We start from the raw sequence: 16,020 nt of genomic DNA, 5'->3' as shown, positions 1-16,020 counted from the left end.
TATAAATTAGTTTGAGTTTGACCAGTCGTCGAGTTTTGTGCCTTTCAGCGCTGCATCGATATGCTGATTCATACGTGCTGCTGCAAAAGCATCACTGTGTATTTTAAGCTGTTCAACAGCAGATTCAATTGCTTTGATTTCTGTTGTTTCAAGTGTTGCTTCTAATGAAGTTTTGGCCGCATTTAATGCAACTTGTTGTTCATTCGTGAGCAGGTGAGCATCCACTTTTAGGGCTTGCTCTAAAGCTTCGAGTTCGCGTTTTGCTTCAACTTTGGTTTCTTGTAAGTGACGAAGATTTTTATCTTCTTCAGCAAACTTATAACCATCAAGCAGTAAGCGCTCCATGTCACTATCAGCCAAACCATATGATGGTTTGATGTCAATTTGTGCATGTACGCCAGAGGTTGTTTCTTTAGCTGAAACTGTCAGTAGGCCATCGGCATCCACTTGGAAGGTTACTTCAATACGCGCTTGACCCGCAGTCATTGGTGGAATACCGCGAAGGACAAAACGACCTAAGCTACGGCAATGCTCAACCAAATCACGCTCACCTTGAACCACATGAATCAGCATCGCGGTTTGGCCATCTTGGTAGGTGGTGAACTCTTGGCGACGTGCAACTGGGATTGCGGTATTACGTGAAATAAGACGTTCAACCAAGCCACCCATGGTTTCTAGGCCTAGAGAAAGCGGTGTTACATCAAGCAGTAATGCGCCATCGGCTGTGTTTCCAATCAGCTGATTGGCTGTAATCGATGCACCGATAGCAACAACTTCGTCTGGGTTGATGGTACACAATGGCTCTTGAGCGAATACATCGCGTACAGCGTTTTGTACAGCATAAGAGCGAGTTGAGCCACCGACCAAAACCACGTTTTGAATGTCGCTGAGTTCAAGCTTCGCATCACGGAGGACGCGTTTACACACACTAATTGTTTTATCTAAAGCAACTTTGATAATGCCTTCAAATGTCGCACGATCAAGCGTTAAGCTGTGCTCTAGGACTTGTAAATGAACGCTTTCTGCATCGGTTAAAGCTTCTTTAGCTTTACGTGCAGCAACTAAAACGTGTGCATATTCAGTGTCATCGAACTGCTCAATGTTGAGTTCTTTTTTCGCCCATTTTACGATTAAGCGGTCAAGATCATCACCGCCTAATGCGGTATGGCCACCCGTTGCTAACACTTCAAACACGCCTTGTGAAAAGCGTAAAATTGAAACGTCAAAGGTACCGCCACCCAAGTCATAAATCACATAGTTGTGATCATGCGCAAGATTGGTTTCTTGGTCCAGACCATACGCAACTGCAGCAGCAGTAGGCTCATTTAAAAGTCGTAGTACATTTAAACCCGCAAGTTGTGCGGCATCGCGTGTTGCTTGACGTTGAGCCTCATCGAAGTATGCGGGAACGGTAATCACTGCACCATTGACTTCATTTTTTAAGCTCGCTTCAGCACGATCTTTTAGTTGCTTTAAAATTTCAGCGGATACTTCAACAGGAGTTTTGCGGCCCTGAGCAGTTTCAAAAGCAGGCATTTGATTATCTTCACCCACTAAAGTGAAGGGGTGTTGAAATTTAATGTCGGCTTTAGAGCGTCCCATAAAACGTTTGACTGAAACGATGGTGTTTTTAGGATCGGCAGTCAAAAATGGTTTCGCTTCGTCGCCATATTGGGTTTGGTTTACACCATAATGCGCGATCGATGGGAGTAAGACACGACCTTGTTCATCATGCAAAACCTTTGCTTTGCCTGAAAGTACAGTTGCAACTAGAGAGTGAGTTGTACCTAAGTCGATACCAATGGCAATACGGTGTTCATGTGGCGCACTTGATTGTCCAGGTTCTGCAATTTGCAAGAGAGCCATGTGTTACATCCTTTGAGCGTCAAAAATTAAAAATAAGTTAAAATTCATCATCTAAATCAAAGCTATCGTCATCTTCAAAACGATCTTCAGCTTTATCTATGTCATGCATGACTTTTACAAAGAAGCGAAGTTTGCGGACATCATCACGTGCCTCAGCCCAATCTTCCTCTTCAAAATCAATTTTGAATTCGCGGACTAAACCATCAATCCATTGTTGAACGTCTAATTTGAGTGATTGTAATTCATCTGCTGAACGTGCTTCATCAAGTTGTTCACGGATTTCTAAGGCAGACTGGAGAAATTCAAAATCATTGATGGATTGATCAAGATGATAATCTTGTTTTTTTAATCCTAATAAATATCCTGCACGGCTATCAACCTGAGATAAAACTTTAAATGCTTGATTGATCTCACTTGATTTTATGAGGGCTTGATCTTTATCGAGAGCTTTATCTGGGTGATATTGTTGCTGCAACTTTAAAAATTCTGATTTTAAGGTTGCTAAATCAATATCGAGTGCTACTGGGAGGTTAAACAACTCAAAATGATTCATAGGAGAGGGATTCCGCGCTAAATTGGGGGTCATTGCGAAAGCAAAAACACTCTATGTAAATGCAATTAAAACAGTGTGATACACACTGTTTTAATGTTGAAAGGCAAGTTGATGAACTGTTATACGGTGAAGGATTCACCACAGCCACATTCGCCTTTTTTGTTTGGGTTGTTAAACTCAAAGCCTTCGTTTAAACCATTTTTCACGTAGTCCATCTCCATACCATCGAGATAAACCAAGCTTTTTGGGTCTACAAATACTTTCACCCCAAACTGCTCAAAGGTGGTGTCATGTGCATCGATTGAATCGACAAATTCAAGCACATAAGCCAAACCAGAACAGCCTGAAGTTTTCACGCCAACGCGAATACCTTCACCCTTACCGCGATTTTTTAAATAATTGCTGATATGAGTTGCAGCATTTTCAGTTAAGTTGATCATGAAAACTCCCTAATCTTTCTTTAAAATGCGAAGCAATTAAGCTTTAGATTTTTTGCTGCGGTAGTCTTCAACAGCAGCTTTAATAGCATCTTCAGCCAGTACCGAACAGTGTACTTTTACTGGAGGAAGAGCAAGTTCAGTTGCGATATCAATGTTTTTGATCGCTTGAGCTTGATCTAAAGTTTTGCCTTTTAGCCATTCAGTCACTAAAGAGCTAGATGCAATAGCAGAACCACAACCATAAGTTTTGAAACGTGCTTCTTCAATCACACCGTTGTCATCTACTTGAATCTGTAAACGCATAACGTCGCCACATGCAGGTGCTCCGACCATACCTGTACCTACGTTTTCAGCATTTTTGTCTAATACACCTACATTACGAGGGTTTTCGTAATGATCAATTACTTTTTCGCTATAAGCCATGATGCGTCTCCAAACCTCGGGGTCAGCGTTAATATTAAATATGGGGTCAAAACTTGATTTTTCAATGAAGCCCTCCAGTATGTGGATGACTTCAATAGGAAAAATTAGTGTTCAGCCCACTCAACTGTAGAAAGGTCGATACCGTCTTTGTACATGTCCCAAAGTGGAGAAAGTTCACGAAGTTTCTCGACCGCAGAACGCGTCACTGTAAGTACATGGTCAATGTCTGCTTCAGTGGTGTATTTACCAAAACTGAAACGAATTGAACTGTGCGCAAGTTCGTCAGACAAACCTAGTGCACGTAATACATAAGAAGGTTCTAATGTTGCTGAAGTACAAGCTGAACCCGAAGATACAGCAGCGTCTTTCAACGACATCATTAACGATTCACCTTCAACAAAGTTGAAACTTACGTTTAAGTAGTTCGCAACGTTTTGTGTTGGGTGGCCGTTTAAGAAAATTTGTTCTAAGTCTTGTAAGCCATTCCAAAGCTTGTCACGAAGTACGCGAATGCGTGCTTGTTCAGAAGCTAAGTTTTTACCTGCAAGTTCAAATGCTTCACCCATACCAACGATTTGGTGTGTTGCAAGTGTACCAGAACGCATACCGCGTTCATGACCACCACCATGCATTTGCGCTTTTAAACGAACACGTGGAGTACGACGTACATAGAGTGCGCCAATACCTTTAGGGCCATAAATTTTATGAGCAGAGAAGCTCATAAGGTCAACTTTCATGGTTGAAAGGTCAATTTCAACTTTACCTGCAGCTTGCGCCGCATCGACATGGAAGAAGATCTTGTGTGCACGAGTAATTTCACCAATTGCCGCAACATCAGTCACAGAACCAATTTCGTTGTTTACCATCATAAGTGAAACAAGAATAGTGTCTGGACGAATAGCTGCTTCAACCATTTCAGGGGTAATTAAACCCGTGTTTGGAAGTGGCTCAAGGTAAGTGATTTCAAAACCTTCAGACTCAAGCTCACGGCAAGTGTCTAAAATAGCTTTGTGTTCAATTTTACTTGTAATAATGTGCTTGCCTTTAGACGCATAGAATTGTGCTACGCCTTTAAGAGCTAAGTTGTCTGATTCAGTTGCACCTGAAGTCCAAACGATTTCGCGTGGATCTGCTTTGATCAAGTTCGCAACTTGTTCACGTGCATATTCTACTTTTTCTTCTGCCTGCCAACCGTAAGCATGAGAACGAGATGCTGGGTTGCCAAATGTGCCGTCAAATGTCAGACATTCCATCATGCGTTCAGCGACTTGCGGGTCTACAGGAGTTGTTGCTGCATAATCAAGATAAATTGGACGTTTCATGTCAAATACCTGTTACCGATAAAAGGGCTGAATCTGAAGGTGCTGTGTTTTGGCGAATGGCAACTTTTTGAACGTTGTCACGTGCTACAAGGTCAGCAAGAGTGATTTTAGCGAGATAGTCGGCAATGTGATGGGAGAGTTCTTGCCATAAATCGTGAGTTAAGCACATTGCGCCATTTTGGCAGTTGCCTTTATGGTCACAGCGAGTGGCATCAACTGTTTCGTTTACAGCTTCAATAACTGCTAATACCGTGATTTCATCAGCGCGACGAGCTAAATGGTAACCACCGTTGGCACCACGAATACTAGAAACTAAGCCGTGGCGCTTTAATTTCGCAAATAACTGCTCAAGATAAGCAACAGAGATAGTTTGACGAGCTGCAATTTCTGCAAGCGTGATCGTTTGTTCAGTTGGCTGCAAAGCTAAATCAAGTAGAGCAGTCACTGCGTAGCGTCCGCGAGTTGTTAAGCGCATGATTCGATACACATGATTAGACTAGATGTGCTGATTTTAAGAATCCTGACTAAAATAGTCAAGTTTTTTTAATAGGGATTGTGCGTATTTAATTTGCTTGAAATATTATGTAGTTATGCAAGCCAAATATTATATAGCAATAAGCTAATCAAAAGTATAGAAAACACAAAAAATGTGACATTTATACGTTTTTGACGTTGCTCGATACGGCGAATACGATTTTTGTATTGTTTCACTTCAACCTGTAGAGTGTTGATTTTAGAACGTTGTTCTTCAATTTTCTCTAAAAGAGGTGCAATACGTTTTTTGGATGCAACGATATTTTGTGGATCAGTTGGTTCAGTTAACCAGTTTTTCCAATCGGCAAGAACTTTAGGTGCACTAAAATGTAAAATTAAATCTCGGAACTCATCTTTTAAGGTGATGTCACCATCAATACGCATAGTTTTAATACTACGACGGTTTCCAAAGACGAAAATTTTAATTAAATCCATCAATGTGGTGCGTACATCTAGGTCGACCGGTTTTTCAGGTGCTTTTGCGTCAAATAAAACACCTTGAGCGGTAAAGGTGATATAGAAGTCAAAATAAGGTAGGTAGCTATTTATTTTAATCGCAATATTTTGCTCAACAAACTTTTTACAGTGAAGTGCAACCACACGGTCGTGTTTTAAAATAAGAGAAAAGATCGTCTCAAGAACAATCATCACCATAGTGAGTAGCATATGTGTTTGATTGTGTTCTTTTTGAGAATCACTCATAAGTAGTAACCTAAATCCTGACCTGAAATGAGCATCCTGCTCGCAAAAACTTCAGACTTAAAAATAAAAATGTAATAAAGATGCTTTGTAGAACAGTTTTACAAATCGATCAAGTCTAATATTTGCTAGTATAGTGCAATCTATAAGATTTTTTGGATGTTTTTGCACATAAATCATGCAGGAGATGGTGCTAATGGAAAAAGCAGATATAAAGTTAGATGATATTTCGCAAGAAGATGAAACACTAAAAAAAACAAAAACTAAGCATCATTTTCACCGTAAAAATAGTTTAGATTTTAGAAAGTATACCAAGCAAATCTGGTTGGCCGGTTTGGGTGCTTTTTCACGTGCAGAGGAAGAGGGGAATAAATTATTTGACTCGTTGGTCCAAGTCGGCGAAGAGTTAGAATCTAAAACAACAGAGATTGCTGACCAAACGGTTGAAAAGGTATCTGAAAAAGCGCGTGAATCGGTGACGGATACTAAAGATAAGGTTGAGAAGATCGTGGATCGTGGGGTAAATCACTCCTTAAACCGGATTGGATTGGTCACGGTTAAAGATATTCAGTACTTAGAAAACCTGATTCTTCAACTGAATGATAAAATCGATGTTTTGATTGAAGAAAATAAGAAGTTAAACGAAAAAGTGAATAAAAAGTGATCTGGTTGTGCTTTTGTACCTTTTTCAACGTTTTTTTGTGATTTATTTTCCAAAAAAGCATATACAGAGTATTGCGTTTTCACCTAAAGCATTGCTATAAAGGCGTTACGGTAATTTATACTAAATTTTTGGACCTTAAATAAACGATATTAAGAGGACGCGATCCACATGAATAAATCAGAATTAATTGATGCAATTGCAGAGAAAGGGGGATTGTCTAAGACTGATGCTGGTAAGGCCTTAGACGCTACAATTGCTTCAATCACTGAAGCGCTTAAGTCTGGTGATACAGTTACACTTGTTGGTTTTGGTACTTTCAACGTGAAAGAACGTGCTGCACGTACTGGCCGTAACCCACAAACTGGTGCTACTTTAGAAATTAAAGCAAGCAAAGTACCAAGCTTCAAAGCTGGTAAAGGTTTAAAAGATTCTGTTGCTTAATCTTTTAAATAAATACTAAACGCGCCTTTTCGGCGCGTTTTTTATTAAACATTAGAAAATGTGTCGATAACACATTCATTCATTGCTGCTTTTCAGTTAAAATCTCGGGCAAATAAAATATTGGAATACTTATGGAATCTTTTCGTAAAGTTATTAAGGGTTGGTTGGGCAAAGCTTTGCTCATTTTGTTTTTGACCCCTTTAGCACTTGTAGGTATTGAAGGATATTTTAGTAGCGGATCAAAAGACGCTGTAAAATCAGTCAATGGCCAAGATATTTCTGAAAAGGAATTAGAGACCTTAACCGCTTCCTTTAAAGAACAATTCTTAGCTTATGCCAATGGGGATGAAACTTTACTCAACCAAAGCTTTATTAAAGATAAAGCGATGGACCAACTGATTGCTAATACTTTGTTATTGCAACAGGCTGAAAAGCTGGGCATTTCACTCAGTGATACTCAAATTGAACAGATGATTGCTCAACAGCCAAGTTTTCAAGAAAATGGAAAATTTTCAGAAACGCGTTATTCAAGCTATTTGCAGTCTGTGGGTATGAGTAGTGATGCGCTCGTTGCAAACTTACGTCAAGACCATGCATTAAAAATGATGCGTTCGACTTTTGTTGATTATGCATTGGTGAGTAAACTAGATATTCAACAAATTGCTAACTTACAAACAGAACAGCGTACTGTGCAGTTTGCCAATGTAAATCTTGATGAATATAAAAAGAACGTCAAGGTTTCAGCACAAGAGATTGAAAACTATTACAAACAACACCCAGCTATGTTTAAACAAGTGGCAAGTGTAGATGTTGACTATGTGTTGTTAACACCAGCCAATGTTCCTGCTGCTGCTTCACCTGTTACAGATGCGGAGTTGCAGCAAGCCTATACACAGTTTGTTGAAGCACAAAAAGATAATGTTGCGCCTTTGGTTAAACATATTCTGATTACGACGGATGCACGTACAGATGCTGAAGCGAAAAAACGTGCAGAAGAAGTTGTGGCAAAAATTAAAGCAGGAACAAGCTTTGCAGCAGCTGCGGCTCAATACTCTGAAGATACTGCATCTAAAGCGAATGGTGGTGCTTTAGCAGTTTATAACAAAGGCACTTTTGGTGATGCTTTTGACCAAGCTGTAGCATCGCTTAAATCAGGTCAAGTGTCAGCACCTATCAAAACTGAGTTTGGTTACCATGTCATTGAAACTGATGCGCCAGCTGTTAAGTTGCCATCTTTTGAAAATGAAAAAGCACGTTTGACTGCGGAAGTTCAAAAGAATAAAACAGCCAATGCATTCTCTGATACTGTAAACAGCTTAAATGAACTGGTTGTAGACTCAGATGCTTTAGATGTGGTGTCTCAAGAAGTTAAAGGTGTACAAGTTCAAACTGTGAAAGGGATGACCTTATCTACACAGCATCCTGTATTAAGTAATGCTGCGGTGAAAGTGAAACTGTTTAATGATGACGTTAAAAACGGTGATCGTAACGCGACCAGCAGCATTCAACTTCCAAATGGGGATGTGGTTTGGGCAAAAGTACGTGATTATCATGCGGCAGGTGTCCAAACGTTTCAAGAAGCAACACCACGTGTGAAAGCAAAATTGGTTGAACAAAAAGCTTATGATGCTGCTAAAGCCAAAATTGCTCAAAGTTTAAAAGACTTTAAAACTCAACCAGCGGCATCAGTAGTTGCCAAGAGCGGTTTGACCTTTACTGCACCGCAAGTGTTTATTCGTTCACAAGGTTTACCGCGTGCAGTTGAGCGTGCGGCGTTTAGCCAAGCGGCACCAAAAGCAGGACAGTGGTCTGTAACAACAGCATTATTGCCAACAGAAATGGTGGTGGTAGCGGTATCAAACGTAAACAAGACGACGTCTAGTGCGTTGACGGATGAGCAATTGGCTGAGCTTTCGAAGTTATATCAACAACTTCGTGGTCAGCAAGAAGCTGAAGATTATGTGCAATACATAAAAGCACATGCAAAAATTAAATAATCGTATGACATAAAAAAACCTGCATTCGTGCAGGTTTTTTTATGTGTGTAGATAAACAAATTTTATTTAAGGATAAACAAGCTTAGGCACGAATTTTGAGCTCATAACCTGAATATTTACGAATATTAATCACGCCTGTATCTAAAATCAGATACTGACCTTTAATTCCTTGTAACTTACCGCGAATAACTGGGGTTTTATCCAGATTGTGGGATTTAATTTTCTCAGGATATTGCTCAACTGGATAAACAAACTCGCGTGGCAGTTCAGTATTCAAAAGCTCAACTGTTTCATTGAACTCAAGGTTTTGACTAAATTCCTCACGAATGGCTTGGATTTTAGGTGCAAATTCTTCGATGAGTTGTTCGCGAACTTCAATCAAGTCGAGTGGTTCTGCTTCGCCCTTGAGCAATTTACGCCAATCGGTTTTGTCTGCCACTTGTGTCCCAAACATAATTTCGAGTTGGCCTGAAAGGCGACGCGAACCGACTTTTATAATCGGGAGTGCTTGAGTTGCACCTTGATCGAGCCAACGGGTTGGCATTTGACTAATCCGTGTAATCCCAACCTTTAGGGCACTTGAGTTAGCTAAATAGACAATATGTGGCTGGAAACAAACTTCATGCGCGAAGCTATCTTCGCGGCAGGTGCCTAAATGGTAGTGACAGGTTTCAGGTTTCATAATGCACATGTCACAAGAGGCTTTGGTTTTAAAGCACTTGAAGCAATGGCCTTGCGAAAACGATTTAGATGTTTTCGCACCACATGAAACACAGAAGATTTTACCAGTCCATTCAATCTCGATTTCTTGACCCAAATTAAAAGGAAGGTCAACTTCTGCACGATCTAGGATAAATTTATATTCAACATTTGCCTTGTGTGTATGTTGATCAGTTACACTAAGGTCTTTAAGACCTATATGCATTTTATGGCAAATGCCTTGAAGTTCCATACAGAATTACTCACTCAATATTAAGGATGCGGTTATGGCTGAACTGAACGTCATTACTTCTATGCTAGACGATTTATCTCAAGAACAGCCTATTTCAACTGCATTGTGCATTGGGCAGGATCTAAGCCCAAATCATCATCAATCTATTCAATGGCAATATTTTAGCGTATCTGACTTTTTAAGTCTGCCTTTTACCCAGCGCTATGATTTAGGTTTTGTGCTTTTTGACACAGCAGAAATGCAAAATATAAGCTCACAACAAAAATCACAACTATTGGTGCGTTTAAGAGATTTGATGGCAAAGCGTATTGTGGTGGTGAGTCAATTGCAGGATGAACAACTACTTCGTGCTTTAGGTTTTACTCAACTAATCGATAAAACGACGCATGGTAAAGACTTTGCTTTATGGCAATTTAATATTTTGACCTATAAGCATGTGCCTGACTGGTTTAATTCAAAGTTTTGGGCGAATCCTGAAAACTGGAATAAATTCCGTTGGTGATTCGACTGCGACTGTATTTTTCCATTCATAGCAAAAATTAACAATTTATCTCTATAGGGTTTTTTTAAACATCGTATGCTGTTTAAAAACCTAGAAAGGATAAAGTGATGACGAACCTGAATAATATTATAGAAATTTTAGCAAAGCAGGCCATGGGCGGTCAGCAACAGTCAAACCAACAAAGTGGTTTGGGTGGAATTTTGGGTTCGGTGCTTGGACAACTTGGAGCGGGTGGTACAGGCCAAACACAACAGGGTGGTCTGGGTGATATTTTAGGCTCGGTGTTGGGTGGTTTGACTGGTGGGCAGTCGCAGCAGGCGCCAAACTCGCAGAACTCAGGATTCGCAGGCGGTGGAAAAAGTTTATTGATTGCGGTGTTGCCTTTGATTTTGGCATGGATTCAGCAGCAAGGTGGCTTGCAGGCAGCTTTAGATAAACTCAAAGGGCAAGGTTTAAGCAGTCAGGTTGAGGACTGGGTTTCTACAGGACCTGGAGAAAATGCTAGTGTAAATCCAGAGCAAGTACAAAACTTGTTTGATGATGCCGCGGTGGAGCAAGTTGCAGAGCAAGCGAATGCACCTAAACAAGATGTGTATAGTGCTATTTCACAAGTGTTACCGCAAATTATTGACTCACTCACCCCGCAAGCAGGACAAACTAATCCTCAAGAAGCCAACGCGGATATTCAACAGGTATTAAACTTGGTTTCAGGTTTCTTAAAGCGCTAAATCCGAAATAAAAAGCTATCATAGAATGGCTGTTTTATTACTTAAAATTCTAAATTAAAAAACACGCCGAAGCGTGTTTTTTAATTTTTAGGGGAGCGTTAACTTAGAAGTCGTAACGGAAACCTAAAGAAAGTGCTGTAGCATTTTCGTCTTTTTCACCACTAACAGAGTATGAGCGGCCCTCTTTCCATGGAGTAAGATTAGCATTCTTATCATTTAGCATGGTTGCAAGGTTGGCATAAACACGTACTGCTTTATCCAAGCGGTGCTCAACACCAATTGCAACTAAACTTGAATTTGCATCATCAGCATCGACATCACGGTAGAAGTATTCACCACGTAGAGCTGTTTTTGGCGTAAGTTTGTATTCACCTGCAATACCGAATACTTGAGCATCAAAATCACTTAGATCATCATGATCGTATTGAGCAATTTGATACATTGCACCTAGGTTAAAATCAGGTGTGATTTTGTATGAACCAGCTAGTCGGAAAGCATCGCGTTCAGCTTTAATTCCTGTTGATGAAACATTCTGCGATGTCGTTGCAGAGTTGTCTTCATATTTCTCATATGCTGCTGCAAAGTCGACATTACCTTCTTTGTAAGTTAAAGCTAGATCGTAAGCTTTATTGTCCTCAACGCCTTCTTTTGTTGTTCCATCTTTAGCGATAGATGTACCCTTGTGCATTGAAAGTGCTGCAAGTACATTGAAGCCACCACCAAATTTAGGTGATTTATATTCAATAGTGTTGTCATTACGCTCATCAAACTTCAAATCACCAACACGTGTTACGTTACGTACGTCACCAACCATGTCACCAAAGAAGTTGATTGGACCGCGTGCAGCCTTGAATGGGCTGTCAAAACGACCTACACGTGCTTGACCGAAGCCACCTTTTAAACCTACGAAAGTATCACGTGTTGCAAAATCTACGCCTTTATCATCAGCAGAGCCGCTTGCGAAGTTAACTTCTTGCTCAATTTGACCAAATACAGTCATGCCATTTTCAAGTTCTTGCTCTACTTTGAAACCTAAGCGTGAAGAGTTTGAAGAGATTCCAACTTCGTTATAGTCAGCGCCATCATCCAGATAGTCTAAAGAAACATGCGCACGGCCATAAATTTTTACGTCAGCAGCCATCGCTAAAGCTGGTGTAAGTAAAGTTGCCCCAACTGCTAATGCGCAAAGTGTTTTTTTCATGTGTAGCTCCAAGAAAGACTTTTTGTTGATTCGTCTATAAAAGGTTATTCAGTCGTCTTTTTATTCATCAGACTTCTGTCTCTTGGCGCTCATTATTGATTACAAATAAGTCATTAATATTAAGGGAATATTACAAAAATATTAAACAATCCAATGTCAAATGCATTTCCGAGATAAATTGTTAAGCTTGATTTTGAGAACTTAGATTATTGATTCTATTTACTTTTAGACCTAAAAAAAGGAGCCGAAGCTCCTTGATTGAATAGGTGGAATTACAAAGCAGCGCGAATTTTTTCTGCTTGTGCTTTGATTTTTTCTTGATCACCCATCTGTAATGCATGCTTACCTAGCTCATGTACCGAACTCGGAATGAGGTGGAAATGTACATGGGGAACGGTTTGGCCAGCAGCAGCTCCAGACAACTGCATGAGGACAATGCCTTGGGCATCCAAACCGACTTCAATGGCTTTTGCTACTTTTTGTACCACTTGAATGGTGTAGGCAGCAGCATCGGCAGGGAGGTCGAGTAAAGTCACCGCAGGTGTCTTGGGTATGACTAAAGTATGACCGTCTGCTTGAGGCATAATATCCATGAATGCAAGAACTTGGTCATCTTCATATACTTTAATGGCTGGAAGTTCACCACGTAAAATTCGTGCAAAAATGTTTTGCTCATCGTAAGCCATGTCTATTCCTTAAGTTTCGCTTAAACTGATTTACTTACAGTTTAATTCTTTTTGACGTTCTTTAATGGCGTCAAGACGTTGTTGCTCTTTTTCAGAGAATTTCGGTTTAGTGGTGTAGCAATTATCATTGCCAAATTTTGCTTTCGCTTCAGGGTCCTTAAAACAGAAACCTTTAGATGCATAAATGACATCATGATCATCTTTTAATTTTTGACACTCTTGCTCAGGTGATGCCGCAAAACTTTGCGCCCCGATTAATGTTGCAAGACTGGCAAAAACCGCTACAGTCAACTTTTTCATGAGAATTTCCTCAGTTTGTAACATTGTATGTAGTCACGCTATTACTTTATAGGGGTTTGTTCTGTTTATTCAATGGTGAGTTCTTACTCAATTGTAATTTTACTTCATAATTACTGCATATAATACATAAAATTTATATATATCAATAGCTTTTCAAATTCCAGATAGAAATGGATATTTCAGTTTTTTATGTAATTTAGTCTATTTTTACAACTTTTCTTAGGCTCTAACATTTTAAATTTTATTGAGAGGGTCACAGTGCTTCGGTATGTCAGCATTTTTAACCTTTAATGTTCGTCTCATCTCAAATGCTATTTCAGGTATTTTTATACGATTAGCAATGAATTTTTTAAGTTATTCATTTTTTCTGAATTAAGTACTTATGCATCATTATCATTTAATAATATTTTCTGTCTTAAATGGACTCTTTTGCATGCTTGTTTTAGACAGTCTAAAAACTTCATTTATTGCTATTTTATTATTAAATGCCTTGTGCTGGGGATCTACTCAAAATAAGTGGGTGGAAAATAAATTATGGAAATGTAATTTATTTTCTGTGGATTAGAGAATTATAGCCTTTAAGAGCTAAATATAAACCATCGAGTAAAATATAAAATGATGAATAAAGCTTGATTTAAACTTAACTTAAGTTTAAATCATTATGCAGTTGGTTATGAAAGGATGAATTAAAATATGAATGGTTTAGGTCGAACATTTCTAATTTATGGCGCAAGTAGAGGCTTAGGCAAAGCGATTGTAAACTTAGTGCCTGAAGCTCAGGATAAAGTTTATGGTGTCTCTCGTTCTATTCCTAAAAATAATGCTCAATTGAATTGGATTTGTGCAGATTTATCTACTCCTGAAGAGGCGGTGGATAAAGTAAAAAAAGCAGTCAAAGAAGAGAAAATAGATGTTCTTATTTATAATGTTGGAATTTGGGAAAATAATGCTTTTACAGAGAATTATAACTTTGAAGAGGTTTCATCTGCCGAGTTAAATACCATTCTAAATACAAACATTAATACCTGTATTCAGTCTCTGCAGTCCTTGATAGAAAATTTAAAGTTATCGGATAACGCTAAAGTCATATTGATTGGTTCTACATGGGGTGTAGATAATCATAATGGCAAAGAGTTGGTCTTTTCTGCAACGAAATATGCTTTGCGTGGAATTGCTCAATCATTGCGGGAGATTTTGCGTAACGACCTGATTGGGGTGAGTGTTTTAAATCTAGGGTATTTGGCGACAGAATATGAAGCAGATGTTCCAACCGCAACTGTATTGGCAGAAACCAAGCATACTTTAATTCCTTTGTCCGATGTTATTTTAGCCATAAAATTTATCATCTCTACCAGTAATGCATCTTGTGTTAAAGAAATTCTCATGCCTGCAATGAAAGATGAAAATATTTAATCGAGATGTTTGGCTGTAATTTTACATGGACGTATTTATCGGATAGTTTAATTTTTCGATACCATATTCAATCTAGGTGAAGCTACTTTGGTGTGAAAGCTCATCCATCAATATATAGGTTCCTGCAGCTCTTTGGTATTGGTCAATCAACGGTACTAGTCTTTTAAAATGCTCCGTTTCGCAATGCGCATCTAGCGCAGCGCGATCAGGCCATTCTTCAATAAATATAAAATGCCCAACGTCTTTCTGATCAATAAATAGGTCATAGGATATACATGTTGGTTCGGCTTTTGTTTTTTCTACAAGTTCACGATATAAAGGCATGACTCTATCAAGATGTTCTAGTTTAATAAAATCTTGAGCAATGACTTTGAGCATAAATTGTTTATCCTAAATTTAATTCGGTTTTTTTTATACAGAAAGTATATGTGCTGAATTAATTGAGTATACAGAACTCTGCTATAAAATTAATCAAGCTCAAAACAATCTTTAGTCTTAATTCATTATAAAAGTGGGCAGTAAAAATATTGACCTTGGATTAACTCCATAGTTTTAAATCAAAATGACTAGACTGGAGAGCTGAGTATGCTAAGGCTATTAGAACAGACGCCGATTTTAGATTATCACCATCCATCGATTCAAAATTTGATTGAACAACGCAAATGGAGAGATCTTGATGAAGTTAATAAGGTGAGGAATATTTATAACTTTGTTCGTGATGAAGTTCAATTTGGCTATAACACGGGAGATACGATACAGGCATCTCAAGTCCTAAGGGACGGTTATGGTCAGTGTAATACCAAAGCAACCTTATTGATGGCGTTACTTCGAGCGGTGGGTGTAGCCACTCGGATACATGGGTTTACCATCGATAAAGCCTTACAAAAAGGCGCAATCCAAGGCATTTGGTATAAGTTATCGCCCAAGAATATTTTACATAGTTGGGTCGAAGTTCATGTGAATGGACAATGGTATATTTTGGAGGGTGTAATTCTTGATCGAACCTATCTAGAAAAATTACAAAGTATAAATAAGCATCAAGCAAAAACCTTTTGTGGTTTTGGGGTATTTACCGAGAATTTTGAAAATCCACCTATTGATTGGAATTTGAATGATACTTTTATCCAAGACAAGGGGATTAACCAAGATTTTGGTTTATTTGATAGCCCAGATGATTTTTATAATCTACATCAACAAGAGCTCAGTCCGATACAGCGTATAATTTTTAAATATGTAGTTAGACATTTAATGAATCAAAACGTCAATAAAATTAGAAATAAACAAAAAGCCTCTTTATGA

At 38.9% G+C, this 16,020-nt stretch carries 19 protein-coding genes; 7 read left to right on the top strand and 12 right to left on the bottom strand.

The window, feature by feature from the left end; translation table 11 throughout:
• Window positions 1–6: 6 nt before the first annotated feature.
• The 7 genes from hscA to MF4640_RS04580 all read right to left on the bottom strand — a co-directional run bounded on the left by hscA (window position 7) and on the right by MF4640_RS04580 (window position 5,840).
• Window positions 7–1,866, bottom strand: a complete 1,860-nt coding sequence (gene hscA, locus MF4640_RS04610) for a Fe-S protein assembly chaperone HscA (RefSeq protein WP_078388841.1) — start codon at window positions 1,864–1,866, stop codon at window positions 7–9.
• Between the two features lie 37 nt (window positions 1,867–1,903).
• The gene (hscB, locus tag MF4640_RS04605) at window positions 1,904–2,419 is read right to left on the bottom strand and encodes a Fe-S protein assembly co-chaperone HscB (RefSeq protein ID WP_004697004.1); all 516 of its coding nucleotides are present in this window, start codon (window positions 2,417–2,419) and stop codon (window positions 1,904–1,906) included.
• A gap of 119 nt (window positions 2,420–2,538) precedes the next feature.
• Window positions 2,539–2,859 (bottom strand): iron-sulfur cluster assembly protein IscA, encoded by a 321-nt coding sequence (iscA, locus tag MF4640_RS04600; RefSeq protein ID WP_004697006.1) that lies wholly within the window; start codon window positions 2,857–2,859, stop codon window positions 2,539–2,541.
• Between the two features lie 36 nt (window positions 2,860–2,895).
• The gene (gene iscU, locus MF4640_RS04595) at window positions 2,896–3,282 is read right to left on the bottom strand and encodes a Fe-S cluster assembly scaffold IscU (RefSeq protein WP_004697007.1); all 387 of its coding nucleotides are present in this window, start codon (window positions 3,280–3,282) and stop codon (window positions 2,896–2,898) included.
• Between the two features lie 104 nt (window positions 3,283–3,386).
• Complete coding sequence (locus MF4640_RS04590) at window positions 3,387–4,604, bottom strand: IscS subfamily cysteine desulfurase (RefSeq protein WP_004697009.1); 1,218 nt, start codon at window positions 4,602–4,604, stop codon at window positions 3,387–3,389.
• Window position 4,605: 1 nt separating this feature from the next.
• On the bottom strand, window positions 4,606–5,079 hold the full coding sequence (locus MF4640_RS04585) for an Rrf2 family transcriptional regulator (protein ID WP_004697011.1): 474 nt from the start codon (window positions 5,077–5,079) through the stop codon (window positions 4,606–4,608).
• A gap of 113 nt (window positions 5,080–5,192) precedes the next feature.
• Window positions 5,193–5,840: a hypothetical protein gene (locus tag MF4640_RS04580; RefSeq protein ID WP_078388840.1), complete on the bottom strand. Its 648-nt coding sequence runs from the start codon at window positions 5,838–5,840 to the stop codon at window positions 5,193–5,195.
• 193 nt (window positions 5,841–6,033) lie between these two features.
• Between MF4640_RS04580 and MF4640_RS04575 the strand changes: the two genes are divergently transcribed.
• The 3 genes from MF4640_RS04575 to MF4640_RS04565 all read left to right on the top strand — a co-directional run bounded on the left by MF4640_RS04575 (window position 6,034) and on the right by MF4640_RS04565 (window position 8,939).
• Entirely contained in the window at window positions 6,034–6,501 is a 468-nt protein-coding gene (locus tag MF4640_RS04575; RefSeq protein ID WP_078388867.1) for a phasin family protein, read from the top strand.
• 168 nt (window positions 6,502–6,669) lie between these two features.
• Entirely contained in the window at window positions 6,670–6,942 is a 273-nt protein-coding gene (locus tag MF4640_RS04570; protein ID WP_004697018.1) for an HU family DNA-binding protein, read from the top strand.
• A 131-nt stretch (window positions 6,943–7,073) separates the two neighbouring features.
• The gene (locus MF4640_RS04565; RefSeq protein ID WP_078388839.1) at window positions 7,074–8,939 is read left to right on the top strand and encodes a SurA N-terminal domain-containing protein; all 1,866 of its coding nucleotides are present in this window, start codon (window positions 7,074–7,076) and stop codon (window positions 8,937–8,939) included.
• A gap of 82 nt (window positions 8,940–9,021) precedes the next feature.
• Here MF4640_RS04565 and MF4640_RS04560 read toward each other — a convergent pair whose 3' ends face one another.
• Window positions 9,022–9,891 (bottom strand): DUF2797 domain-containing protein, encoded by an 870-nt coding sequence (locus MF4640_RS04560; RefSeq protein WP_078388838.1) that lies wholly within the window; start codon window positions 9,889–9,891, stop codon window positions 9,022–9,024.
• 34 nt (window positions 9,892–9,925) lie between these two features.
• Between MF4640_RS04560 and MF4640_RS04555 the strand changes: the two genes are divergently transcribed.
• Window positions 9,926–10,393 carry a DUF6231 family protein gene (locus tag MF4640_RS04555; RefSeq protein WP_004697025.1) on the top strand — a complete coding sequence of 156 codons (468 nt, stop codon included), beginning with the start codon at window positions 9,926–9,928 and terminating at the stop codon, window positions 10,391–10,393.
• Window positions 10,394–10,500: 107 nt separating this feature from the next.
• Window positions 10,501–11,121, top strand: coding sequence for a YidB family protein (locus tag MF4640_RS04550; RefSeq protein ID WP_062032773.1), 621 nt, complete (start codon window positions 10,501–10,503; stop codon window positions 11,119–11,121).
• Window positions 11,122–11,224: 103 nt separating this feature from the next.
• Here the strand turns inward: MF4640_RS04550 and MF4640_RS04545 are convergent, their stop codons facing one another.
• The 3 genes from MF4640_RS04545 to MF4640_RS04535 form a co-directional block, all read right to left on the bottom strand.
• Window positions 11,225–12,322 (bottom strand): porin, encoded by a 1,098-nt coding sequence (locus MF4640_RS04545; protein ID WP_078388837.1) that lies wholly within the window; start codon window positions 12,320–12,322, stop codon window positions 11,225–11,227.
• A gap of 272 nt (window positions 12,323–12,594) precedes the next feature.
• Complete coding sequence (locus tag MF4640_RS04540; RefSeq protein WP_004697031.1) at window positions 12,595–13,008, bottom strand: HIT family protein; 414 nt, start codon at window positions 13,006–13,008, stop codon at window positions 12,595–12,597.
• 30 nt (window positions 13,009–13,038) lie between these two features.
• Window positions 13,039–13,308: a YARHG domain-containing protein gene (locus MF4640_RS04535; protein ID WP_004697032.1), complete on the bottom strand. Its 270-nt coding sequence runs from the start codon at window positions 13,306–13,308 to the stop codon at window positions 13,039–13,041.
• Window positions 13,309–14,001: 693 nt separating this feature from the next.
• On the opposite strand from MF4640_RS04535, the gene MF4640_RS04530 reads away from it, so the two are divergent.
• Window positions 14,002–14,721 (top strand): SDR family NAD(P)-dependent oxidoreductase, encoded by a 720-nt coding sequence (locus tag MF4640_RS04530; RefSeq protein ID WP_078388836.1) that lies wholly within the window; start codon window positions 14,002–14,004, stop codon window positions 14,719–14,721.
• A gap of 72 nt (window positions 14,722–14,793) precedes the next feature.
• On the opposite strand, the gene MF4640_RS04525 is transcribed toward MF4640_RS04530, so the two are convergent.
• Window positions 14,794–15,099 carry a putative quinol monooxygenase gene (locus tag MF4640_RS04525; RefSeq protein WP_078388835.1) on the bottom strand — a complete coding sequence of 102 codons (306 nt, stop codon included), beginning with the start codon at window positions 15,097–15,099 and terminating at the stop codon, window positions 14,794–14,796.
• Between the two features lie 207 nt (window positions 15,100–15,306).
• Between MF4640_RS04525 and MF4640_RS04520 the strand changes: the two genes are divergently transcribed.
• Window positions 15,307–16,020, top strand: a complete 714-nt coding sequence (locus MF4640_RS04520; protein ID WP_078388834.1) for a transglutaminase-like domain-containing protein — start codon at window positions 15,307–15,309, stop codon at window positions 16,018–16,020.

Origin of the sequence: Acinetobacter sp. MF4640, assembly GCF_002018895.1 — a bacterium.
Taxonomy (GTDB): Bacteria; Pseudomonadota; Gammaproteobacteria; order Pseudomonadales; family Moraxellaceae; genus Acinetobacter; species Acinetobacter johnsonii.
This window is presented reverse-complemented; position numbering and strand designations above follow the sequence as displayed.